We start from the raw sequence: 23606 nt of genomic DNA on the forward strand, positions 1-23606 counted from the left end.
CGCCGAAGACATCCCAGGAGCTGACACCACATGGCACACAAAAAGGGCGCATCGTCCACTCGTAACGGCCGCGACTCGAACGCACAGCGCCTCGGCGTGAAGCGCTTCGGCGGCCAGGTCGTCCTCGCCGGCGAGATCATCGTCCGCCAGCGCGGCACCCACTTCCACCCCGGCGCCAACGTCGGTCGTGGCGGTGACGACACCCTGTTCGCCCTCGCCCCCGGCGCGGTCGAGTTCGGCAACAAGGGCGGCCGCAAGGTCGTCAACATCGTCGCGAGCCAGGTCGCGGTCGACGCGTAGCACCCGGTCCCGCGCACGCGCGGGACCGTCCGACGGCGGTCGCCCCCTCACGGGGGCGGCCGCCGTCGTCGTGTCCCCCCGCCTTGTACCCTCCCGGTCCAGGGCGCTCCCGGTCCCCCGGCGTAGACGGGACGGATGAAGGCTCTCACCTACCAGTCCATCGCCGACGTCGCCGTCACCGAGGTGCCCGACCCCACCATCGTCGATCCCGCCGACGCGATCATCAAGGTCACGTCCGCCGCGATCTGCGGCAGCGACCTGCACCTGTACGACGTCTTCGACCCCTACCTCGACAAAGGCGACGTGCTCGGCCACGAGACCATGGGCGTCGTGACCGCGGTCGGCTCCGCCGTCTCGCGCATCCAGGTCGGCGACCGCGTCGTCGTCCCCTTCGTCATCGCCTGCCGCGAGTGCTTCATGTGCCAGCGCGGCCTCTTCTCGCAGTGCGAGACCACCCAGGTCACCGAGTACGGCTCCGGCGCCACCCTCTACGGCTACACCAAGCTCTACGGGCAGGTCCCCGGCGGCCAGGCCGAGCAGCTGCGCATCAAGCTCGCCGACGCCAACCTCGTCAAGGTCGGCCACGACCTCCCCGACGAGCGCTACCTCTTCCTCAGCGACATCCTCCCCACCGCCTGGCAGGGCGTGGAGTACGCGAACGTGCCCGACGGCGGCACCGTCGTCGTGCTGGGCCTCGGCCCGGTCGGCCAGTTCGCCTCGCGCATCGGCGTGCACAAGGGCTTCCGCGTCATCGGCGTCGACCCGGTGCCCGAGCGCCGCGCGATGGCGGAGCGCCACGGCGTCGAGGTCCTCGACCTCACGAAAGACGTGGCCGACGTCATCAAGGGCATGACCGACGACCGGGGGCCCGACTCGGTCGTGGACGCGGTCGGCATGGAGGCCCACGACCACGGCGGCGTGAGCATGGTGCAGAAGTTCGCGGCGGCGCTGCCCGACAAGGTCGGCCAGGCACTGATGCAGAAGGCGGGCGTCGACAGCCTCAGCGCGATGCACCTCGCTTTCGAGGTCGTCCGCCGCGGCGGCACCGTCTCGCTCAGCGGCGTGTACGGCGGCACCGCCGACCCGACGCCGTTCCTCACGCTCTTCGACAAGCAGATCACCATCCGCATGGGCCAGTGCAACGTGCACCAGTGGATGGACACCCTCATGCCCCTCGTCGAGGACCCGTCCGACCCGCTCGGCACCGAGGACCTCACGACGCACCCGGTGCCCCTCGACCGGGCGCCCGAGATGTACGAGATCTTCAAGAAGAAGGAGGACGGCTGCATCAAGGTCGTCCTCAAGCCCTGACCGACCGCACCATCCGCTCACCGGGCCGGACCCGAGAGCCGAGGAGGCGCCTCCTGCGCCCCCGGCCTCGGGTCCGGCCCTGAGTTCGCCCACCGTTCACCGGAACACGCAGGTCCGTTCACCCCACACGGAGCTACCGGATGATGGACTGGTGTCGAACACACAACGAGGGTCCCGATCCCGAGGCCCCCGTCGGTGACATCGAATGAGAGCACTCATGGATCTCCGGACGGCCGAGCACCCCCGGCCAGAGCACTTCGTCCTGCACCTGAGCGACACGCACCTCGTCGGAGGCGACAGGCCCCTCTACGGGGCCGTCGACAGCGAGGCCCGCCTCGGCCAGATCATCCGCGAGATCGAGGCCTCGGGCGTCCGCCCCGAGGCGATCGTGCTGACGGGCGACCTCACCGACAAGGGCGAGCCGGAGGCGTACCGCAAGCTCCGGGCACTGCTCGAGCCGGCGGCCGAACGGCTCGGCGCTCAGCTCATCTGGGCCATGGGCAACCACGACGAGCGCGGGGCGTTCCGCGAGCAGCTCTTCGGGCAGCTCCCCTCCGACCGGCCCGTCGACCTCGTCTACGACGTGAACGGGCTCCGCGTCATCACGCTCGACACGAGCGTCCCCGGTCACCACCACGGCGAGCTCAGCGGCGCCCAGCTCGACTGGCTCGCCGAGGAGCTCAGCACGCCCGCCCCCGACGGCACGGTCATCGCCATGCACCACCCGCCCGTCCCGTCCGTGCAAGATCTGAGCGTGCTCGTCGAGCTGCGCGACCAGGCCTCACTCGCCGAGGTGATCGAGGGCAGCGACGTCCGCACCATCATCGCCGGCCACCTGCACTACTCGACCACCGCGATGTTCGCGGGCGTCCCCGTGAGCGTCGCCTCCGCCACCTGCTACACGCAGGACCTCAACTCGCGTCTCGGCGGCACCCGCGGCCGCGACGGCGCGCAGTCGTTCAACCTCGTGCACCTGTACCGCGACACGGTCGTGCACTCGGTCGTGCCGATGGGCACCTACGACACCGTGGGCGAGCCGGTCTCCGCTGAGTCCACGGCCGAGCGCCTCGCCGTCGCCGGCGTGCGGATCGAGGCCGCCGCGCCTCGGCACCGCCGCACCGACACGGCGCCCGTGCCGATCGTGCGCGACCTCGCGCTGACGGGTCCGATCGACACCCTCTGAGGACGCGCGGCCCGCACGGCCGCCTGACGACGACGCCGCCCCCGGGCTCCCGGGGGCAGCGTCGTCACCGTCAGTCGACAGGGCCGGTCAGCGCGTGGTGAGCCGCCGGGCACGCCACGACCGACGCACGAGCAGGGCACCGAGGAGGAGCGCCGTCAGCGCCGCCGCCACGAGCGCCCCGAGGGGGCCGGCTCCCGTGAATGCGAGGGCTCCGCGGTCGGCGAGGGTCGACGACGAGCCGTCGGAGGCGGTCCCGTCGCCCGAGGACCCGGGCGAGGTGCCTGCTCCCTGGCCGACGCCGTCTCCCCCGCCGCCCGGCGGGTCGCCGGGCACCACCGGGGCAGCCCCGACCGACACGGGCACGGCGATCGAGGCCGGGGCGAAGGGCACGGGTGCGAACGCCGGCAGGTCCGCCGCGCTCGAGACCGTCACCGTCGCCGTGCGGTCGCCGGCCACGTCGAAGGCCCGGGTCGTCGTCACGAGCCAGGTGTCGCCGTCGGGGACGACCGTGGCCGGGGCGGCGACGCCGTCGTCCCACTCGACCTGCGCCTCCATCGCGGTGGTCTCGGTCGAGAGCACGGCCGGCGTCGGCGTGACGCCCGAAGACTCGGGGAAGGCCGGCGTCACCGGGGTCAACGACGCACGGGCGAGCCGCAGCTCGACGGTGCTGCCCACCTCGGCCGGCACCGGCTGCACGCCGACCGGAGCGAGGGCGAGCTCGGCCTGGTCGGAGGCCGACACGCTCGGGACGGCGTCGTCCGGGCCGGTGCCCCAGGTGAGGCCCTCGGGCGACGAGGCGAGGTCGAAGATCAGCTCGGCGCCGTCCTGCAGGTCGGTCGCGTCGAACCAGGTGCGCGTGTGCGGCACGCCGTCGACGCTGAGGCCGCGGACGTAGCGGGGGGAATCGCCGGAGGCGGCGGGCGCGGACACCGAGACCTGCGCGCCGTCGTCGAGCGTGATCGTCGCCGACAGCACCCGCGGCGCGTTGACGGCCATGATGCCCGAGCCGGGCTCGACCGGCATCATGCCGAGCGAGGCCAGCACGTACCAGGACGAGAGGGTGCCGAGGTCGTCGTTGCCGACGCCTCCGCCAGGCGTGTCCGGGAACCGGTTGAGGTTGGCGGCCAGCACGTCGTTGACCTTCGCGGGCTCGCCGACGAAGTCGTAGAGCCAGGGGTCGATCAACATGGGCTCGTTGCCGGGGTTGTAGCCGATGCTCGAGTAGTAGTCGCTGCCGCCCTCGGCCCAGCTCGCCGGCGAGACGCCCGGCGCGGCGCGCAGGGCCGGCAGGTCGACGTACTGGTCGAGGCGCTCCAGGAACGACTCACGACCGCCCATGGCGTCGACGAGGCCGGGGACGTCCTGCGGGGCCATCCACTGGTAGTGCCAGGGCGTGCCCTCGTGGAAGCCGGACTGCTGCACCTCGGCGAGCTCGGGCGCGGAGTTGAACGTGCCGTCGGGTCCGACAGCGTTGACGATGCCGGTGAAGCCGCCCGTCAGCTCGACGTCGGGGTTCCACAGGGTGCGCCAGTTGCGGCCCCGCTCGAGGAACGGTGCCGCCTCGTCGTCCTTGCCGAGTCGCTGCGCCGCCGCGCCGATCGCCGCGTCCGCGAGGGCGAACTCCATCGTCGCCGAGCCGCCGTGGCGGTACTCCTCGAACTGCCCGCCGAGCCCGCCGCCGTTCTCGGCGTACCAGGGCACGTGCCCGTTCGCGAGGTAGAACTCGGCGCTCTGGCGGCCCACGGAGGCGACGCCCGCCGGAGGCGCGGTGGTCGCGTTCTCGGTCAGGAAGCCCCAGAGCTCGTCGTGGATGTCGTCCGGCACCGTGCCCAGGGCGAAGTTCTCCGCCAGCCAGGGCGACACCGGGTCGCCGGCCATGATGTTCGTCTCGAGCGCGCCGAGCGACCACCGGGGCAGCCAGCCGCCCTCGATCCTCGCGCGGTGCATCGACCGCACCACGTCCTCCGCCCGGTCGTGCTCGAACAGCGCGTGCAGGGTCGCCTGCGTGCGGTACGTGTCCCAGAGGGAGAAGCGCTGGTAGTAGGTCCATCCGTCGGCGACGTGCTGCTGCAGGTCCATCCCGAGGTAGCGGCCGTCGACGTCGCTGCCGATCGTCGGCGACAGGAGGCTCTTGTAGAGCTGCGTGTAGAAGACCCGCAGCTGCTCGTCGGTCTCGGTCGTCACGTCGAAGCGGCCGAGCGCGTCGTCCCACGCCGCGGCCGTCGAGGCGCGCACGGAGTCGAAGCCGAGACGCTCGCCGTCGACGGTGGTCTCGGCGACGCGGTTGCCCCGGGCTCCGTCGAGGTCGACGAACGAGACGCCCACGCTGAGCTCGACCGTCCGGTCGGTCGTCGTGTCGAACGTCGCGGCCGCGCCGTTCAGGCCGACGTCGACGGCGCTCGCCTCGGACGCGGGCACGAAGCTGCCGTCCGTCCCCCATGTGCCGTGCATCGCGGCGGGACGGTCGAACTCGGCGCTGAAGAAGTACCGGACGGAGTCGTCGGTGCCGCCGCAGAAGCCGCCGTTGTCGACCCAGCCCTCGACGGTGCGGTCGTCGAGCCACGTGACGCTGCTGGCGCCGGCGTCACGGAGGGTCTGGCCCACGTTGACCGAGACGGAGCCCGTGGCGCCCTCGGGGAAGGTGTAGCGGTGCTCGCCGACGCGTGTCGACGCGGTGAGCTCGACCTCGACGTCGTCGGCCAGGAGCGCCGTGTAGTACCCGGCCGAGGCCTGCTCGGTGGTCGCCTGGTCCTTCAGGGCGATCGCCGTCCGCTCGGTGACGGGGGCGCCGCCGGCGCTCGGGGTGACCAGCACCTCCCCCGCGGCCGGGCAGCCGGCGCTGTTGACGTGCTGGTGGCTGAAGCCCCAGACCTCGCCCGCGTCCTTGCTGTACGACGTCGACGCGTACGAGGCCGTGTTGTCGGGGCTCAGCTGCACCATGCCGAACGGCGCCGTCGCGCCGGGGAACGCGTTGCCCTCGCTCTCGGTGCCGACGAAGGGGTTCACGAGCGCCGACAGGCCCGTGTCGGGGGCCGAGACGCCGACGCCGGGGGCGGGAGCGGCCTGGGCCGGCACGGCGGCGAGGCCCGTGAGGGCGCCTCCGCCGACGGCGACCGCGAGGGCGGTGAGGGCTGCGGCGACGCGACGGCCGTGCGGGCGGGAGCCGGAAGGCGACGGGGAACGACCCTGACGTCGTCCCGGGGCGGGGGTGATCGGGTGGGGCATGGGGGCGTTGTCCTCCTCGACGAACGATCCGCGCCTCCTGCTCGCCCGGGTGCACGTCGGCGTGCACCCGACCGGACGGCGACGTCACGGGGCGGCACGGCTCGGGGCCGACAGCGGGAGGGCGTGACTTGTCTACCACGAGACGTACCCCGGACGACACTCGTCGGGGTACGTCGACCGACGGGGCGGCCCCTGGGTGCTGGTCCCGCCGGACGGCTCCGTGGCCGTCTCGTCCGGCTCAGCCGCGGGCGAGGTACGCGCGCAGCCGGCGCAGGTAGTGGTCGCGGAGCACGTGCCGCAGGCGAGCCGGCAGCCGCGGCACGACGAGACGGCAGAGCAGCAGCACCGCGCCGAACGCGCGGGCCCGGACGGGCCCCCACGGGAGCCTGAAGGCCTCGCGCAGGCGATCCGGCAGCAGCCCGGTGGTCACGAGCCGGGCGAGGGGCATGGCGAGCCGCAGCGCGAGGGGCACGGCCCGCGGGTGCAGCAGCTGGTGCGCCACGTCGCGCGTGACGTCGTCGACGACGAGCTCGTCGAGACGCGCGTCCCACCAGGCGCGGAAGGTCGCCCGGTCGGCGGGCCAGGCCCCCGGGGGCAGCTGCAGCGCGGTCCCCACCCGCTCGTAGTCGCGGTAGACCGCCTCGGACGCCGCGACGGGGCCGTAGACGCGCTCGTACAGGTCGATCGCCGAGTCGTAGAGCGTCGCGGCGACCCAGAGCTGCAGCTGCGGGTCGTGCGCGTCGTAGGCCACGGACGAGGAGGCGTCGCTCCGGACCGGTGCGTGCGCCCGGTCGACGAGACGGCGCACCGCCGCCGACTCCTCCTCGCTGCCGTAGACGATCGCGTAGAGGTAGGTCATCGTGCCGTGCAGGCGCTGCAGCGGCCGGTCGACGAAGTCGCTGTGCTCGGCGACGCCGTGGCCGACGCCCGGGCACGCGAGCTGGAGCAGGATGGCGCGTCCGCCCGCGCCGAGCAGCAGGGCCTCCCCTGCCATGTCGCGGATGCCGCGCACGTCGCGGCCCCGCCTCACCTGGTCCTCGTGCACCGGGCCAGCCTAGGGCGGCCGCCCGGGGAGGCCGCCGGGCGCCTCGCTAGGCTCTCGGCATGGCCACCCCCGACTTCGTCCTGTCCCTCCGCGAGGCCGTCGGCACCGCGCCGCTCTGGCTCTCAGGCGTCACCGCCGTCGTGACGAAGGGCGACGACGTGCTCATGGTCCGCCGCTCGGACACCGGGGCGTGGACGCCGGTCACCGGGATCGTCGATCCGGGCGAGCACCCTGCCGACGCGGCCGCCCGCGAGGTGCTCGAGGAGGCGGACGTGACGGCCGAGCCCGTCCGTCTCGCGGGCGTCGGCGTCACCGGGGTCGTCACCTACCCGAACGGCGACCAGGCGAGCTACCTCGACCACACCTTCGCCCTGCGCTGGGTCTCGGGCGAGCCCGCCCCGGCCGACGGAGAGAACACGGAGGCGCGGTGGTTCGCCCGGGACGCGCTCCCGCCGATCAGCGACGAGATGCGCGGCAGGATCGACGCCGGGCTCTCGGACGAGCCCGGCGCCCGGTTCACCGCGGCGGGCGAGCTCCGGGGAGGCGGCCGGCACCGGGACGACGTCGGCGGTCCTGCCGGCGCGGCCCCCGCCTCCTAGGACTCGATGCTGCCCTGCGGGCCGCCGGCACGCAGCGTGCGTCGCTCCTGCTCGGCGGCCTCGCGCGCGACCCGGTCCATCTCGGCCTGCTCCCACGGCGCCGCGAACGGGAAGTAGCGCTCGAGGAAGTCGGTCACCGTGTCGGTGCGCTCCTCGTCGGTCACCTCGGGGAAGCTGCCGTCGTTCAGGCAGAAGAAGTCGAACGAGCGCTTCTTCAGCACCTCGGACAGCGACGCGAGACCGGAGACCATCGTGGTGTCGACGTAGCTCACCTTGGCGTTCTCCTGCACGATCGCCCGGCCGGTCATCAGCGTGTAGTAGTGGTACAGCGAGTTGGTGACCGAGATGTTCTCCTTCGCGCGGAACGGGCTGGCACCCGTGGCGGCGAAGTCGTCGTGGAACTCGTGCTCCATCTCGAACAGCACGCTGCGGCGGAGCGGCGCGGCGGTGTGCTCGAGGTGACGCGTCGTGACCCGCCCGAAGCGCTGCTGCAGGAGGCGACGGTTGACCCGGGCGGCGTTCTCGAAGCCGCTGCGCTCGGGGTTGTTCAGCCCGAGGCCGATGCGGGTGTCGGCCTCGATGAACTTCGACACCGAGCCGGGCGAGAAGAACATCGACGGCGCGACGGGACGGCCGAAGAACATGTCGTCGTTCGAGTAGAGGAAGTGCTCGCTGAGCCCCTCGATGTGGTGCAGCTGCGACTCGACGGCCTGCGAGTTGTGGGTCGGCAGCCAGGAGAGGTCGGAGAAGAACTCCTCGCTGCGGACGACGCGGACCCGGGGGTGGTCGCCGAGCCACTCGGGCACGGGCGAGTCGGTCGCGATGTAGATGTTCCGCACCCACGGCGCGAACATGTAGACCGAGCGGAGCGCGTACTTGAGCTCGTCGATCTGACGGAACCGCGCGGGGGCGTCGTCGCCCTCGCCCACCACGTGGCCGTTCGCGCGGGCTGCTCGGGCGCGCTGGTACTCGACGGAGTTGCCGTCGACCCACGAGAAGACGATGTCGACGTCGAAGGTGATGTCGGTGGCGTGGTCGTCGAACATGTGGGCGAGCGTGGGCCACTGCATGCCGTAGCGCTCGACGGTCTCCTCGACGGCCTCGGAGCGCGGCAGGTCGGTGCGCATGAGCGCGTTCTCGACCGGGACGAGGATCTGGTCGTCCGTGGGGATCCAGAACTCGACCTGGACCGCGGTGCCGGCGCCGTAGCGCAGGCGCCCGATGGGCTCGACGCGCGGACGGTAGAGGCGGAAGATGCGCTCGTCCTCGTCGAGCAGGCCGCCCTCGGACACGAGCACGGCCTGGCCCTTGGGGGGCTTGGCGTAGAAGGGCTCGGTCGCGGCCGCTGCGGTCATCGCCTCGGCGAAGGCGTCGCGGTGGACCGTGTCGACGGCGATGACGGGACGGACGTCGTTGCCCCGCACCAGCAGGAAGGGGACCTCGGCCTCGTCGAGCACCCGACGGATGAAGAGCAGGTCCTCGATCATCGACTGCTGCGGGGTGAGGTGGCCGTTGAGGAGCGTGAACTGGCCCTTGCGGACCACGACGTCGTCGCGGTCCAGACCACCGGCTCGGGGACGGGGCGTCAGGAGCGGACTCTCCGTCGTTCCGGTGATCTCGGTGACCATCTAGGCTCAACTCCCTGTGCTCGCCTCGGGCAGGCTCGTGCACGTCGACACCCAATTTAGCGGTCCGCGGAGCGGGCCGCGTGCAGGGGTGCTGGCGGGTGGCGGAGGATGCGGCGTGCAGGGCGGTCAGCGACACCGTCCGGGGGCGGGACGACCGCCTCCGGCGCCGCGGCCCGCCTCGGCGTTCGGCACCTTGGTGCGGACGCCCGCGACGATGAAGACGACCGCTGCCGCGAACTGCATCGCGGCCCAGGGCTGACCGCTGAGGGGCACGACGACGACCGGGTTCCAGAGGACCGCGATCGCGCCGAGCAGCGCGACCGCCCACCAGGCCCGCCCGCGCCAGGCGAAGACCGCCATGATCAGGGCGAGGATGGCGACCACGTAGCGCACGACGGTGAACGTGCCGGAGTCGAGCAGGAAGGCCCCCACCGTGAGCACGACGGCGCCGAGCAGGCCGGGCGCGAGGGCCGGGCGGAGGAAATCGGGGGCCTGGGGCGTGGGCACGGAGCCGCCTCTCGTCGATGTCGGGCACGATCGTGCCCGGGAGAGCCTAGCGACGGGCGTCGTGGCGCACCCTGGACGCGGCGACGCCCCCGGGACGACGGTTCGTCGAGGGGGCGTCGGGGCTGAACGGCGGACCTCAGTCGATGTCGTAAGGGACGTGCAGCACCGTGAGGGGCCGGCTCATCGGCGGCTCGCCGCGGAGGCGCTCCAGCCCGGGCAGGAGCTCGGCGACCCAGGCACGGTAGCCCTCGTCGCTCAGGTGCACGCCGTCGGTGGTGAACTCAGGGCGGAGCGCCTCGCCCGACTCGTCGGCCAGTGCCGGCCACAGGTCGAGCCACTGGGCCCGGACCGTCGACGAGAACTGGCGGAGGTGGCGGTTGGCGTCCTGGATGCGCGGCGCCTGGTCGGCGGTGCGCGGCAGGATCGACTGCAGCAGCAGGCGCGTGCCCGGCAGCTCGCGACGCATCGTCACCATGAGCGACTCGACGCCGCGGACGACCTGCTCCACGGTGCGTCGGGCCGTGAAGTCCTCGTTGCCGATCAGCAACACGACGGAGTCGGGACGTGCCGCGACGACCTCGTCGAGGCGCTCCGTCAGGCTCGCCGTGGTGTCGCCGTCACGGCCCAGGGCGACGACGTCGTCGTCCGGGAACCAGGCCGACCAGTCGCCGCCTGCCGTCGTGCTGTCTCCGACGAAGACCAGTCTCTCGCCGTGCGCCATGGGTACCTCCGGGTGGTGTCGATGTGCCGAGGGGCCGGACGGCCCCCGGCGTGTCGTCTCGGGGAAGCGTACCGCTCGCGGCCTGCGCACGACCCGGGCGGCCGTCTCAGCGGCGGAAGCGCCGCGGCCGCCGAGCGGCGATCCGGTCGAGCGCGTGCCGGACGCTCGGCAGCAGCACGACGAACGAGACCACGACCACGAGCACCCCGAAGGCCACGCCGAGCCAGAGGGGCACCGGCGAATCCGCACCGGCCTCCGCGGGATAGAGCGGGGTCGGCGTCGCCGCAAGGACGGCCGCGAGGGTCACGACCGGGCCGCGGCGACCTCGGACGCCACGTCGGACGCCACGTCGGCACCGGCACCGGCAGCGCTCTCCGAACCCGAGCCCAGGCCCGACGCGTCCCGTGCGGCCGTCGCCGTGATCCGGCGCAGCATGCCGCTGAAGATCACCCCGTGGAACGGCAGGATGGCGAACCAGTACAGCCGGCCGCCGAGCCCGTGCGGGAAGAACACGGCGCGCTGGCGGTAGTGCGAGCCACCTCCCTCGCGCGGGGTGACGCGCATCTCGAGCCATGCCCCGCCCGGCGCCTTCATCTCGGCGCGCAGCCGCAGCAGCCGGCCTCGCTCGAGCGTCTCGACGCGCCACCAGTCGAGCGCGTCGCCGACCCGGAGGGACGTGGCGCTGCGCCGCCCGCGACGGAGCCCCACTCCCCCGACGAGCCGGTCCATCCAGCCGCGCGCGGCCCAGGCGAGCGGGAACGAGTACCAGCCGTTCTCGCCGCCGATGCCCTCGACGACGCGCCAGAGCGCCTCCGGCGACGCGGTCGAGTCGGTCTCGCGGTCGTCGGTGTACACCGTGTGCCCCGACCAGTCGGGGTCGCTCGGCAGGAGGTCGCTGGGGGCGCCGGCGACCGACGAGTCCTGCCAGCTCGTCTCGACCTCGCCGTCCTTCTCGCGCTGCAGCGCAAGCCGCACGGCGGCCCGGTAGCGCAGGAGCCCCTCGGCGGGCGGCGGCACGACGTCGTCGATGTCGCTCTCGCTCACTACGCAGTCGTACTGCAGGGAGGCGATGATCGGGATCGCGAGGGCGCGCGGGATCGGCGTGACGAGGTTCACCCACTGCGAGGCGAGCCAGGGCGTGAAGACGGGCAGTGAGGCGATCGGGCGCTGCGCGAGGCCCGCCTCCAGCGCGTACCCGTTCATCATCTGGCCGTACCGGAGCACGTCGGGCCCGCCGATGTCGAACGTGCGGTTGACGTCGGCGGGCACGTCGGCCGAGCCGATCAGGTAGTGCAGCACGTCGCGGACGGCGATCGGCTGGATGTGGTTGCGGACCCACTTCGGCGCGGGCATGTAGGGCAGCACGTCGGTGAGGTGGCGGATCATCTCGAAGGACGCGGAGCCCGACCCGATCACGACCCCGGCCTGGAGGGCGACGGTGGGCACGCCGCTCGCCAGGAGCACGTCGCCCACGTCGCGGCGGCTCCGGAGGTGCTTCGACAGCTCCCCGTCGGGGTGCAGGCCCCCGAGGTAGACGATGCGGGCGACCCCGGCGTCGCGGGCGGCGTCCGCGAACACGTGGGCGGCCTCGGCCTCGGCCCTCTCGAAGTCGCCCTTGCTGCCCATGGCGTGGGCGAGGTAGTACGCCACCTCGACGCCGTCGAGCGCGACGCGGACGGACTCGGGGTCGGTCAGGTCGCCCTGGACGACCTCGACGTCGTCGGCCCACGGCACGTCGACGAGCTTCTCGGGCGAGCGGACGAGGACGCGCACGTCGGCTCCGGCCTCGACCAGGCGCGGGGTGAGGCGGCCTCCGATGTAGCCGGTGGCCCCGGTGACGAGCACGCGGCGGCGCGAGACCGCCTCGTCCGTGTCGCGCGTGACGTCGGTCTCGACGGGCGCCTCGGGCGTTCCGGTGGGCGCGTTCGTCGTCGGGTCGTTCTCAGCAGGCATGTCGACGACGGTACGCCGCCGGTCTCAGGACAGGCCGAGGACCTCGCGCGTGCGGACGACGTCGGCCCGGATGTGCTCGATCAGCGCGTCGATGCCCTCGAAGGCCACGTTGCCGCGGACCCAGTCGACGAACATCACCGTCAGCTCCTGGCCGTAGAGGTCCATCGAGACGTCGAGCAGGTGTGCCTCGACCTGCTTCTCGGGCACGCCCTCGAAGGTCGGGTTGTGCCCCACCGAGACGGCGGCGGGATAGGTCGTGTCGCCGACCAGCACGCGGGCCGCGTAGACGCCGTCGGCCGGGACGTAGCCCTCGCTGTCGGGCGCGAGGTTGGCGGTCGGGAAACCGAGCTCGCGACCGCGCTGCTCGCCGTGCACGACGATCCCGCGGACGGCCGGCTCCCGGCCGAGCAGTTCGCCGGCGCGCGCGACGTCGCCGGCCTCGAGCAGCTCCCGGATCCAGGTCGAGGAGGCGCGGCGCCCGCCCCCGAGACGCACGTCGTCGATCGACACGACCTCGAGCCCGCGCTCGGCGCCGAGCTCGCGCAGCGTGTCGACGTCGCCGCTGCCCCGGACGCCGAAGCGGAAGTCGTCGCCGACGAAGACGACGCGGGCGTGCAGGGCGCCGACGAGGATCCGGTCGACGAACTGCGCGGGCGTGAGGCTGCGGAGCTCGTCGTCGAAGGTGAGCATGAGGGTCGCCGCCACCCCGGCGGCCCCGAGCAGCTCGCGCTTCTGGCGGTTGCTGACGAGCGACCGCGGCACCGAGCCCGGCCGCAGCACGGCGAGGGGGTGCCGGTCGAAGGTGACCACGGCCGAGGTGAGGCCGCGCTCGGCCGCCACCTGCTCGAGCAGGTCGATCACGGCGCGGTGCCCCACGTGCACGCCGTCGAACTTGCCGATCGTCACCGCGGTCGGGCCGACATCGGCGGGCACGTCGGCGAGGGCGTCCCAGAACTGCACGGGAGCTACTCCGTCCGGTCGGCGGCGTCCGCCTCGGCGGCGACGGCGGGCCGGGAGCGGAGCAGCCAGAGGATGCCCAGCACGGGCAGGACGAGGGGGACGAAGCCGTAGCCGCGCCCGAACCACGACCACACGGTGTCGTCGGGGAACAGCTCCGGGTCGAGCACGGTCACCAGGCCGACGATCAGCACCCCGGCGAGCTCGAACGAGATGGTCGCCCAGGCGACGGCGTACGAGGTGCGTCCGCGGCGGATCAACGACACGGTGGCGACGATGTAGACCACGGCGGCGAGGGCGCTCAGCGTGTACGCGAGCGGCGCCTCGTCGAACTGCTCGAGGATCTGGAACACGGACCGGCCGGTCGCCGCCAGGGCGAGCACCGCGTACACCGCGATGAGGACCCGGCCGACGCCGACCGCACGAGAAGACTTCTGAGTGACCATCACCGACAAGGATATGGCGCGCGCCTGTGCACCGGCGCCAGGACGCAGGAGGCGCTCGTCACGCGACCTGGACGGTCCAGATCTGCAGCATGCGGTAGACCATGACCGCGACCGCGAAGACGGCCGCCGCGAGCACGAGGTTGCTCCACCGGGTGCGGTCGACGAGCGCCCAGACGACGGCGAGCGGCGGCAGCAGGATCGCCGAGACGAGGTAGATGTAGAACTCGACGACGTTGCCCGTCGGCGGGTTGCCCGCGAACGGCGCGACGATCGCGACCACCAGCTGCACGAGCAGCAGCAGCAGCACGAGCGCCGTGGCGCCGACCGTGATGTCGTTCGGCAGCTTGCCCGAGAAGCCGGCCACCAGGCAGACCAGCCCGGCGACGCAGGCCACGATCACCTGGGCCCAGGTGAACCACTCGATCACGCGCGCACCTCGTCGGTCGGGAAGTTGACGATGGGCACGGCACGGCCGCCGCGCACCGAGACCAGCCCGGCGAGGTCGCCCGAGGCGGTCACCGCGGCCACGGGGCCCTCGGTGTCGGCCAGCCCCGCGACGGGCCGCTTGCCGTGGCCGAGGTCGGTCGCCTCGTCGGCCGTCATCGACCAGACGGCAAACAACGAGGAGGCGACCGCCGAGGGAGCGAGGAGGGCCGGCGCGACCTCGATGCCCTCGAGCACCGCGGCGTCGGCCACGTCGAAGGATCCGACCCGCGTGCGCCGCAGCGCGGTGAGGTGCCCGCCCACGCCCAGCGCGCCGCCGAGGTCGCGAGCCAGGGCCCGCACGTAGGTGCCCGACGAGCAGCTGACCCGGACGTCGAGGTCGCGGACGGCCACGCCGTCGGCGACGGCGTCACGGCGGTCGAGCACGACGAACTCGGAGACCACCACGTCACGCGCCTTGAGCTCGACCTCGACGCCCTCACGGGCCAGGTCGTAGGCACGTCGACCGCCCACCTTGATGGCGCTGACCGTGGTCGGCACCTGGCTGATCGGCCCGGTGAGGTCGGCGATGCCGGCGTCCACCGCGGCGTCGGCCACACCCGACGCGTCGGAGGTGGAGGTGACCTCGCCCTCGGAGTCGTCGGAGGCGGTGGAGACGCCCAGCCGGATCGTCGCCTCGTACGTCTTGTCCAGCCCGACGAGGAACGTGAGGAGCCTGGTCGACGAGTTGAGGCCGAGCACGAGCAGGCCGGTGGCGAGGGGATCGAGCGTGCCCGCGTGGCCGACCTTGCGGGTGCCGGCGGCCTTGCGGACGCGGGCGACCACGTCGTGGCTGGTGATGCCCTGCGGCTTGTCGACGAGGAGGATGCCGCTGTTCACGCGACGACGCTACCGCACCGTGCCCGGGCCGACGCTCAGCACGCGTCGTCGAACACGCGGCGCGGGTGCTCGGGGTCGGCGACGTCGACGACCGCCGTGGCGACGGCCCGCAGGCCGCCGCGACCGCCGCCCGGGGTGACCCAGACCGTGTAGTTCCAGAGCCCGGCGAGCTCGGGGCGCCCGAGCGCCTCGCCGTCGACGACGAGCAGGGCGTCGTCGGGGCCCGTCACCCAACGCGGCTCGACCTCGCGCTGCGAGGCGCTGTCGAACGCCGCCGGCACCCATGCGGTGCTGCCGCCCAGCCGGAACGGCTCCACGAGGACCCGGCGCAGGAGCGCCCCGTCGACCGGGGCGGGCTCGCCGTCGGCGACCGCGCCTCCCTCGCCCCGGGGCCTGCCGAAGTCGGAGACCGACGCTCGGAAGGCCGCGTGGCCCGCCTCGACCAGGGCAGCCGCGAGGTCGTCGGCGAAGGCCGACTGACCGGCACCCGCGGGGCCGTCGACGGCGACGAACGCCCGGCCCCTCGAGTAGTTGTGCAGGATCTCGGTCGCGAGAGCGCGCAGCGTGTCCTTCTTGGCGGGGGCCCAACGAGTCGTCATGCGGTCACCCTAGGCCGGGCGGCCGACAGCGGTCCGAGCGCCCGTAGGATCGTCCGGTGACCATCGCCCCCGCCGTCTCGTCGTGGTTCCGCGAGCACGGGCGCGACCTGCCCTGGCGTCGGCCCGGCTTCACCGCCTGGGGCACCCTCGTCAGCGAGGTCATGCTGCAGCAGACACCGGTCGTGCGGGTCGTCCCCCGCCTGGAGCAGTGGCTGGAGCGCTGGCCGACGCCCTCGGACCTCGCCGCCTCCCCCGCCTCGGAGGCGGTGCGCGCGTGGGACCGCCTCGGGTACCCGCGCCGGGCGCTCGCCCTGCACGCCGCCTCCGTCGTCATCACCGAGCGGCACGGCGGCGTCGTGCCCGAGACCGTGCCGGAGCTGCTGGCTCTGCCGGGCGTGGGCGACTACACCGCACGCGCGGTGGCGGTGTTCGCCTACGGTCACCGGCACCCGGTCGTCGACACGAACGTGCGCCGGGTGCTCGCCCGTGCGGTCGAGGGCCTCGCAGAGCCCTGGGCGCCGAACGCCCGCCGCGACCTGCCGGCGATGGAGTCGCAGCTGCCGACCGACGTCGCCGAGGCCCGGGTCGCCAGCGCCGCGGTGATGGAGCTCGGCGCGCTCGTCTGCACGGCGCGGTCGCCGCGCTGCGACGAGTGCCCGCTGGTCGTGCAGTGCGCGTGGGTGCTGGGCGGGCGCCCCGAGCACGCGGGGCCTCCCCTCCGCCGTCAGGCCGCCTTCGCCGGCTCGGACCGACAGGTACGCGGCCTGGTCATGGCCGAGCTGCGGGCCAGTGACGTGCCGGTCACGAGCGACGAGGTCGACCGCGTGTGGCCCGACGCCGAACAGCGCGACAGAGCCCTCGCCGGCCTCCTCCGTGACGGGCTGGTCACGGGATCGGTCGACGAGGGCTGGTCGCTGCCGAGCTAGGCGCCCGGCAGCCGAGCTGGGTCAGCGCGTGGAGCCGTCCGGCTCCACCGTGCCGTCGTCGACGGCGCCCGACTCGACGTCGGCCTCGTCGACGACCGGAGCGACCTCGTCGGTGTCGTCATCGTCGAGGTCGTCGTCCTCGTCGTCGTAGTCGTCCTCGTCGCGGGGCTTGACGTAGGGATCGGAGTCTCCGGCGTACTCGGCCGTGGCGGCGACGGTCTGGCTGTCCTGGTCGCGCTGACGCGCCTCCTGCAGGAGGCGGTCGATGGACGCCGCGTTCTCGGGCAGGGCGTCGAGGATGAACTCGAGGCTCGGGGTGAGCCGTGCCGTGATGTTCTTGCCGACCTCGCTGCGCAGCATGCCCGTGGCGGACTTGAGGGCGGCGCCGGTGTCGGCGCGCTCCTCGTCGGTGCCGTAGACCGTGTAGAACACGGACGCGTGCTGCAGGTCACCGGTCACCTTGACGTCGGTGATGGTGACGAACCCGAGGCGCGGGTCCTTGATGCCGCGCTCCAGCCGCCGCGCCACGATCTCGTGGATGCGGTCGGCCATCTTGCGGGCGCGCTGTGCGTCGACCATTCGTTGCTCCTTCTGCTGTTCGCCCGCAGGCGAGAGGGGTGAGGCCCCGCCCCGACCGTGGTCGTGGCGGGGCCTCTGACGATGCGTCGCCGGGCGTCAGCCCCGCGGCTTCTCGACCATCTCGATGGTCTCGATCTCGTCGCCGATCTGGATGTCGTTGAACTTGCCCAGACCGATTCCGGCCTCGAAGTCCGTCCGCACCTCGGTGACGTCGTCCTTGAAGCGACGCAGCGAGTCGATGGCGAGGTTGTCGCCGACCACCACGCCTTCGCGGATGACACGGGCCCGGGCGTTCCGCGTGATCGTTCCCGACCGCACGATGACACCGGCGATGTTGCCGACCTTCGACGAGCGGAAGATCTCGCGGATCTCGGCGACACCGGACTGCTTCTCCTCGAACTCGGGCTTGAGCATGCCCGTGAGCGAGTTCTCGATGTCCTCGAGCGCGGCGTAGATGACCGAGTAGAAGCGCACGTCGACGCCCTCTCGGGCAGCACGCTCGCGGGCCTTCGTGTCCGGTCGGACGTTGAACCCGATGATGACCGCGTTGTCGACGGTCGCCAGGTTGACGTCGCTCTCGGTGACGGCGCCCACGCCGCGGTGGATGATGCGCAGCTGCACGCTGTCGTCCACCTCGATCTTGAGCAACGACTCCTCGAGCGCCTCGACGGCACCCGACACGTCGCCCTTGATGATGATGTTGAGCGCCTCGACCTTGCCCTCTTCGAGAGCACGGGTGAAGTCCTCGAGCGAGATGCGCTTGCGGGCCTTGGCCAGCGACGCGTTGCGCTCGACGGCCTCGCGCTTCTCGGCGATCTGACGGGCCGTGCGGTCCTCCTCGGTGACGAGGAACGTGTCGCCGGCACGGGGCACGCTCGAGAGTCCCTGCACGAGCACGGGACGGCTCGGGAAGGCCTCGTCGACGGTCTCGCCGTTCTCGTCCATCATCGCGCGGACACGGCCGTAGGCCGTTCCCGCCACGATCGCGTCGCCCACCCGCAGGGTGCCCGACTGGATGAGCACGGTCGCGACGGCGCCGCGGCCCTTGTCGAGGCGTGCCTCGATGGCCACTCCACGAGCGTCCTTGTCCGGGTTCGCCCGCAGGTCGAGACCGGCGTCGGCCGTGAGGAGGACGGCCTCGAGCAGCGCGTCGATGTTCTTGTTGTCGCGTGCGGACACGTCGACGAACATCACGTCTCCGCCGTACTCCTCGGCGACGAGGCCGTACTCGGTCAGCTGCTGACGCACCTTGGCCGGGTTCGCGCCCTCCTTGTCGATCTTGTTGACCGCGACGACGATCGGCACGTTGGCAGCCTGGGCGTGGTTCAGCGCCTCGACCGTCTGCGGCATGATGCCGTCGTCCGCCGCGACCACGAGGATCGCGATGTCGGTGACCTGCGCACCACGGGCACGCATGGCGGTGAACGCCTCGTGGCCCGGGGTGTCGATGAAGGTGATGGCTCGCTCGACGCCCTCGTGGGGCGCCCAGACCTGGTAAGCACCGATGTGCTGCGTGATGCCGCCGGCCTCGCCGGCGACGACGTTGGCGTTGCGGATCGCGTCGAGCAGTCGGGTCTTTCCGTGGTCGACGTGGCCCATGACCGTGACGACGGGCGGACGGACCTGCAGCACGTCCTCGTCCTCGTCCTCGAGCTCCTGCTCGAGGTCGATGTCGAAGCCCTCGAGCAGCTCCTTGTCCTCGTCCTCGGGAGAGACGACGAGGATGCGGTAGCCGAGCTCTTCGCCGAGCACCTGGAACGTCGCGTCGTCGAGCGACTCCGTGGCGGTCGCCATCTCTCCCAGGTGGAAGAGGACGGTCACCAGGTTGCCGGGGCTGGCGTCGATCTTGTCGGCGAAGTCGCTGATGGACGCGCCGCGACGCAGACGGACGATCGTGCTGCCGTCGCCGCGGGGGACGCTGACGCCGCCCAGCGACGGCGCGGAGCGCATCTCGAACTCGGCCCTCTTGGTCCGCTTCGACTTGCGCGCCTTGCTCTTGCCGCCGCCGCGACCGAACGCGCCGGCCGTGCCGCCGCCGGGGCCGCGACCACGGCCGCCACCGCCGCCGCCCGCAGGGCGGGGAGCGCCGAAGCCGGGACGGAAGCCGCCGGCTGCGCCGGGAGCACCGCCGCCGGGACGCTGGAAGCCGCCGCCGGCACCGCCGGGACGACCACCGGCACCCGCGGGGCGCTGGCCGAAGCCGTTGGGGCGGGGGCTGGCGCCGACGCCGGGACGCGGAGCGCCCGGACGAGGAGCACCGGGACGGGGAGCCATCGGCCGCGGCCCTGCTGCTCCGCCGGGGCGGGGCATGCTGGTCGCGGCGCCGGAGCCGCCGGGACGGGGCGCGCTCGGGCGGCCCATGCCCTGGTTGCTGGCGAAGGGGTTGTTGCCGGGACGGGGGGCACCGGGACGGGGACCGCCGGGCTTCGGCGCGGACGCGCCGGCCTCTGCGGGAGCGTCGGACTCGGCGGGAGCCGTGCCCGACTCCTTGGCGGCCGCGGCCGCGGCACGCTCGGCCTCGGCCTTGGCCTGGCGCTCGGCGACGGTGAGCGGCGCGACGGGGGCAGGTGCCGCCTCCGTGTCGTCAGCGGCGGCCGGGGCCTCGACGGGAGCGGTGGGCTGCTCGGCGACGGGAGGCTTGGGTGCGGCAGGACGGGGCCCGCCGGGCTTCGGTGCGGAGGAGGCGGCGGGAGCCGACGCCTTCGGGCTGGCGGCAGGTGCGGCGCCGGCCTTGGGCGCGGCAGCGGCGCCGGCGAACGCCTGGCGCAGCTTGCGGGCCACGGGGGGCTCGACGCTGGAGGACGGTCCCTTGACGAACTCGCCCATCTCCTTGAGCTTCTCTAGTGCTGTCTTGCTGTCGATCCCCAGCTCGCTGGCGATCTCGTGTACGCGTGGTTTAGCCACAGTTCTCCTGTCTCGGGCCCCTTCCCGGTCAGGAGGGAGCCGTCAGTTCTGGACGGGTCTCATTTCGAGCCGCTCATTAGTTGTCCATGTGCCTGTCAGCCTGTTCTGTCGTGGCCAGTGGTCGTGGTGGAACTCGGGGTGTGCACATCGGTCTGCAGCCGCATCAGGTGGTCGCGGAGCTGCTCGGTGTCGGGCTCGGAGTCGAGGCGGAGCGCACGGCGGAAGGCCCTGCGTTTCACTGCCGACTCGAACGCGTCCATCGAAGGCGTCAACCACGCGCCCCGCCCGGGCAGCGTGGCGGTCTCGTCGACCACCAGGCGTCCGTCACGGGCGACGACCCTCACGAGTGAGGACCGTGGAGCGCGCGCTCGAGTACCGATGCACGTTCTTACGGGTACCACTCTACCCCCTCGGGTCGGCGGACGGGAGACGCCGGGGGCGAACGGCGTGGTGCGCCGCTCATCCCCGGCGTCCCGGCCGGTCAGTCGTCCTCGAGGATCGAATCGGGCTGGATGTCGATGCGCGCGCCCGTGAGCTTCGCGGCGAGACGGGCGTTCTGCCCCTCCTTGCCGATGGCGAGCGACAGCTGGTAGTCGGGCACCAGGGCCCGGACGGCCTTCGTCGCCTGGTCGATGACGAAGGACGACGACACCTTGGCCGGCGACAGCGCGCTGGCGACGAAGACGGGCAGGTCGCTCGAGTAGTCGACGATGTCGATCTTCTCGTCGCCGAGCTCGGTCTGCACGGCCCGCACCCGGGCGCCCATCTCGCCGATGCACGCGCCCTTCGCGTTGACGCCGGGCTCGGTCGCGCGCACCGCGATCTTGGTGCGGTGCCCGGCCTCGCGGGCCAGGGACACGATCTCGACGACGCCGCTGGCGATCTCGGGGACCTCGAGCGCGAAGAGCTTGCGGACGAGCGAGGGGTGCGTCCGCGAGACGGTGATCTGCGGCCCCTTCGTGCCCTTGCTGACGCCGGTCACGTAGACGCGGATGCGCGTGCCGTGGTCGTACTTCTCGCCGGGCACCTGCTCCTCGGGAGGCAGGATCGCCTCGACGGTGCCGAGGTCGACGTGCACCATGCGGGGGTTCGGCCCCTGCTGGATGACGCCGGCGACGATGTCGCCCTCGCGCCCCTTGAACTGGCCGAGGACCTTGTCGTCGCCGATGTCGCGCAGGCGCTGGTTGATCACCTGCTTGGCCGCGAAGGCGGCGATGCGGCCGAAGTCGCTGGGGCTGTCGACGGACTCGCCGACGACCTCGCCTTCCTCGTCGCGCTCGATGGCGAAGACGGACACGTGCCCGGTCTTGCGGTCGAGCTCGACCCGGGCCGCAGGGACGCGGCTCTCCGGCTGGTCGGTGTGCTTGAGGTAGGCCGTGAGGATGGCCTGCTCGATGATGCCCACGAGTTCCTCGAAGGGGATCTCGCGCTCGCGTTCCATGAGACGCAGCACGCTCAGGTCGATGTCCACTGAGGGCCTCCACTGTTCAGATCTTCAGGCTGCGCACACGGTGGCGCGCACAGCATCCCCCTACGGTACCCGAGTGCGACGGGGGCGGAGGACCGGACGCGGCCCGCGCCTCCTGCGTCCGTGGGGACGCGAGGAGGCGCGGGCCGACGACGTCAGGAGGCGCGCGGAGCCGAGAGGGCCGCGACTGCCTCGGCCACCGGGACGGGCGTGCGCTCGCCCGTACGGCGGTCCCAGAGCTCGACGATCCCCTCGCCGGCGGAGCGCCCGACGACGACGATCTGCGGGACGCCGAGCAGCTCGGCGTCGCCGAACTTGACCCCGGGCGAGACCTTGGGGCGGTCGTCGTAGAGAACGTCGAGGCGGTGCGCCTCGAGCTCGGCGGTGAGCGCCTCGGCCACCTCGAAGACGACCGGGTCCTTGCCGGTCGCGACGACGTGCACGTCGAACGGCGCGACGTTGGCGGGCCAGACGAGGCCCTTGGCGTCGTTGTTCGCCTCGGCGATCACCGCGAGGATGCGCGTCACGCCGATGCCGTACGAGCCCATCGTCACGGTGACCTGCTTGCCGTTCTCGTCCAGCACCTTGAGGCCGAGGGCCTCGGCGTACTTGCGGCCGAGCTGGAACACGTGGCCGATCTCCATGCCGCGGGCCGTCTCGATCGGACCGGAGCCGTCGGGGGCCGGGTCGCCCTCGTGGACCTGCGCCGCCTCGACGACGCCGTCGTGCTCGAAGTCCCGACCGGCGACGAGCCCGGCGACGTGGACGCCGTCGATGTTCGCTCCGGTCACCCACGAGCTGCCCTCGACGACCCGGGGGTCGACGACGTAGCGGATCGCGGCTCCCCAGCCCGCGCCGCCGGGCCCGATGTAGCCCTTGACGAGACCGGGGGTCCGGGCGAAGTCGGCGTCACCCGCCGCGTCGACCTCGGCGGGCGCGAAGGCGACCTCGAGGCGCTTCATGTCGACGTCGCGATCGCCGGGCAGGCCCACGACGACGAGCTCGCGCGTCCCGTCGAGGTGCGTGAGCGCGACGACGACGTTCTTCAGGATGTCGGCAGCAGCCCAGTCCCGGCCGTCCTGGCGGGGGTGCGACGCGTTCAGCTGGTCGACGAGCGACGCGATGGTCGGCGTCACGGCCTTGTCGAGCATCACCGGGGCCGGCTGACCCTCGATCTGCCTGACCTCGGGCACCGTCGTGGTGAACGCCTCGACGTTCGCGGCGTAGCCGCCGGCCGAGCGGACGAAGGTGTCCTCGCCGACCTCGGTGGGGTGGAGGAACTCCTCGGAGCGCGAGCCGCCCATCGCGCCGGCGTCGGCCTGGACGATGACGTACTCGAGGCCGAGACGCGTGAAGATGCGCTCGTAGGCGTCGCGCTGCAGCTGGTAGCTGGCCTCGAGCCCGGCGTCGCTGGCGTCGAACGAGTAGGCGTCCTTCATCGTGAACTCGCGACCGCGCAGCAGGCCGGCACGGGGCCGTGCCTCGTCGCGGTACTTGTCCTGGATCTGGAACAGCGTCAGCGGCAGGTCCTTGTACGACGAGTACAGGTCCTTCACCAGGAGCGTGAAGGCCTCCTCGTGCGTGGGGGCGAGCAGGTAGTCGGCGTCCTTGCGGTCCTTGAGGCGGAACATCCCCTCGCCGTACTCGGTCCAGCGGCCGGTCGCCTCGTAGGGCTCGCGCGGCAGCAGGGCCGGGAAGTGCACCTCCTGCGCGCCCGCGGCGGTCATCTCCTCGCGGACGACGGCCTCGATCCTGGCCTTGACCCGGAGGCCCAGGGGCAGCCAGGCGAACACGCCGGGCGCCTGGCGGCGGATGTAGCCGGCCCGCACGAGGAGGCGGTGGCTGGTCACCTCCGCGTCGGAGGGATCTTCACGGAGGGTGCGGACGAAGAGCTGGGAGAGGCGCGTGGACACCCGCCCAGCATAGGGGCGT

22 protein-coding genes are annotated in these 23606 nt (G+C 72.7%); 5 read left to right on the top strand and 17 right to left on the bottom strand.

The features are described from left to right. The first annotated feature begins 30 nt into the window (after nucleotides 1-30). From rpmA to EDF20_RS02905, 3 genes are all read left to right on the top strand, one after another. On the top strand, nucleotides 31-300 hold the full coding sequence (gene rpmA, locus EDF20_RS02895) for a 50S ribosomal protein L27 (protein ID WP_133737644.1): 270 nt from the start codon (nucleotides 31-33) through the stop codon (nucleotides 298-300). 135 nt (nucleotides 301-435) lie between these two features. Next, the gene (locus EDF20_RS02900) at nucleotides 436-1611 is read left to right on the top strand and encodes an alcohol dehydrogenase catalytic domain-containing protein (protein WP_123546222.1); all 1176 of its coding nucleotides are present in this window, start codon (nucleotides 436-438) and stop codon (nucleotides 1609-1611) included. 217 nt (nucleotides 1612-1828) lie between these two features. Then, nucleotides 1829-2794 (top strand): phosphodiesterase, encoded by a 966-nt coding sequence (locus EDF20_RS02905; RefSeq protein WP_123546224.1) that lies wholly within the window; start codon nucleotides 1829-1831, stop codon nucleotides 2792-2794. Nucleotides 2795-2881: 87 nt separating this feature from the next. On the opposite strand, the gene EDF20_RS02910 is transcribed toward EDF20_RS02905, so the two are convergent. Both EDF20_RS02910 and EDF20_RS02915 read right to left on the bottom strand, forming a co-directional pair. Beyond that, nucleotides 2882-6019, bottom strand: a complete 3138-nt coding sequence (locus EDF20_RS02910; protein WP_133737645.1) for a GH92 family glycosyl hydrolase — start codon at nucleotides 6017-6019, stop codon at nucleotides 2882-2884. 238 nt (nucleotides 6020-6257) lie between these two features. Further along, nucleotides 6258-7064 carry an oxygenase MpaB family protein gene (locus tag EDF20_RS02915; protein WP_243833347.1) on the bottom strand — a complete coding sequence of 269 codons (807 nt, stop codon included), beginning with the start codon at nucleotides 7062-7064 and terminating at the stop codon, nucleotides 6258-6260. 59 nt (nucleotides 7065-7123) lie between these two features. Between EDF20_RS02915 and EDF20_RS02920 the strand changes: the two genes are divergently transcribed. Then, nucleotides 7124-7663, top strand: coding sequence for an NUDIX domain-containing protein (locus EDF20_RS02920; RefSeq protein ID WP_133737646.1), 540 nt, complete (start codon nucleotides 7124-7126; stop codon nucleotides 7661-7663). On the opposite strand, the gene EDF20_RS02925 is transcribed toward EDF20_RS02920, so the two are convergent. From EDF20_RS02925 to EDF20_RS02965, 10 genes are all read right to left on the bottom strand, one after another. Beyond that, complete coding sequence (locus EDF20_RS02925; RefSeq protein WP_133737647.1) at nucleotides 7660-9291, bottom strand: stealth conserved region 3 domain-containing protein; 1632 nt, start codon at nucleotides 9289-9291, stop codon at nucleotides 7660-7662. The two genes, EDF20_RS02920 and EDF20_RS02925, sit on opposite strands and share 4 nt — an antisense overlap. A 126-nt stretch (nucleotides 9292-9417) precedes the next feature. Further along, nucleotides 9418-9798 (bottom strand): DUF6804 family protein, encoded by a 381-nt coding sequence (locus EDF20_RS02930; RefSeq protein WP_133737648.1) that lies wholly within the window; start codon nucleotides 9796-9798, stop codon nucleotides 9418-9420. Nucleotides 9799-9934: 136 nt separating this feature from the next. Then, a complete protein-coding gene (locus tag EDF20_RS02935; protein WP_123546234.1) occupies nucleotides 9935-10519 on the bottom strand; it encodes a GDSL-type esterase/lipase family protein in 585 nt (194 codons plus the stop codon). A gap of 106 nt (nucleotides 10520-10625) precedes the next feature. Then, a complete protein-coding gene (locus tag EDF20_RS16115) occupies nucleotides 10626-10754 on the bottom strand; it encodes a hypothetical protein (RefSeq protein WP_279586163.1) in 129 nt (42 codons plus the stop codon). Nucleotides 10755-10822: 68 nt separating this feature from the next. Beyond that, complete coding sequence (locus EDF20_RS02940) at nucleotides 10823-12472, bottom strand: SDR family oxidoreductase (protein WP_133737649.1); 1650 nt, start codon at nucleotides 12470-12472, stop codon at nucleotides 10823-10825. 24 nt (nucleotides 12473-12496) lie between these two features. Further along, on the bottom strand, nucleotides 12497-13432 hold the full coding sequence (locus EDF20_RS02945) for a bifunctional riboflavin kinase/FAD synthetase (protein WP_133737650.1): 936 nt from the start codon (nucleotides 13430-13432) through the stop codon (nucleotides 12497-12499). A gap of 5 nt (nucleotides 13433-13437) precedes the next feature. Beyond that, the gene (locus tag EDF20_RS02950; RefSeq protein WP_123546244.1) at nucleotides 13438-13875 is read right to left on the bottom strand and encodes a hypothetical protein; all 438 of its coding nucleotides are present in this window, start codon (nucleotides 13873-13875) and stop codon (nucleotides 13438-13440) included. Nucleotides 13876-13933: 58 nt separating this feature from the next. Next, nucleotides 13934-14302, bottom strand: coding sequence for a hypothetical protein (locus EDF20_RS02955; RefSeq protein ID WP_133737651.1), 369 nt, complete (start codon nucleotides 14300-14302; stop codon nucleotides 13934-13936). Then, nucleotides 14299-15198 (bottom strand): tRNA pseudouridine(55) synthase TruB, encoded by a 900-nt coding sequence (gene truB / locus EDF20_RS02960; protein WP_133737652.1) that lies wholly within the window; start codon nucleotides 15196-15198, stop codon nucleotides 14299-14301. The genes EDF20_RS02955 and truB overlap by 4 nt, the downstream gene beginning before the upstream one ends. A gap of 35 nt (nucleotides 15199-15233) precedes the next feature. Next, complete coding sequence (locus tag EDF20_RS02965; RefSeq protein ID WP_123546250.1) at nucleotides 15234-15797, bottom strand: hypothetical protein; 564 nt, start codon at nucleotides 15795-15797, stop codon at nucleotides 15234-15236. Nucleotides 15798-15853: 56 nt separating this feature from the next. Here EDF20_RS02965 and EDF20_RS02970 point away from each other — a divergent pair, with 56 nt between their 5' ends. Continuing rightward, nucleotides 15854-16723, top strand: coding sequence for an A/G-specific adenine glycosylase (locus tag EDF20_RS02970; protein WP_199732307.1), 870 nt, complete (start codon nucleotides 15854-15856; stop codon nucleotides 16721-16723). A 21-nt stretch (nucleotides 16724-16744) separates the two neighbouring features. On the opposite strand, the gene rbfA is transcribed toward EDF20_RS02970, so the two are convergent. The 5 genes from rbfA to EDF20_RS02995 form a co-directional block, all read right to left on the bottom strand. Beyond that, nucleotides 16745-17302 carry a 30S ribosome-binding factor RbfA gene (gene rbfA / locus EDF20_RS02975; RefSeq protein WP_123546252.1) on the bottom strand — a complete coding sequence of 186 codons (558 nt, stop codon included), beginning with the start codon at nucleotides 17300-17302 and terminating at the stop codon, nucleotides 16745-16747. Nucleotides 17303-17398: 96 nt separating this feature from the next. Continuing rightward, a complete protein-coding gene (gene infB, locus EDF20_RS02980; protein ID WP_133737653.1) occupies nucleotides 17399-20206 on the bottom strand; it encodes a translation initiation factor IF-2 in 2808 nt (935 codons plus the stop codon). A 95-nt stretch (nucleotides 20207-20301) separates the two neighbouring features. Continuing rightward, nucleotides 20302-20607, bottom strand: coding sequence for a YlxR family protein (locus EDF20_RS02985; protein ID WP_123546256.1), 306 nt, complete (start codon nucleotides 20605-20607; stop codon nucleotides 20302-20304). 80 nt (nucleotides 20608-20687) lie between these two features. Further along, nucleotides 20688-21677, bottom strand: coding sequence for a transcription termination factor NusA (nusA, locus tag EDF20_RS02990; RefSeq protein WP_123546258.1), 990 nt, complete (start codon nucleotides 21675-21677; stop codon nucleotides 20688-20690). Between the two features lie 152 nt (nucleotides 21678-21829). Continuing rightward, nucleotides 21830-23587, bottom strand: a complete 1758-nt coding sequence (locus tag EDF20_RS02995) for a proline--tRNA ligase (protein ID WP_133737654.1) — start codon at nucleotides 23585-23587, stop codon at nucleotides 21830-21832. Nucleotides 23588-23606: the final 19 nt, after the last annotated feature.

The sequence above is a fragment of the Frigoribacterium sp. PhB116 genome (assembly GCF_004364285.1).
Lineage (GTDB): Bacteria > Actinomycetota > Actinomycetes > Actinomycetales > Microbacteriaceae > Frigoribacterium.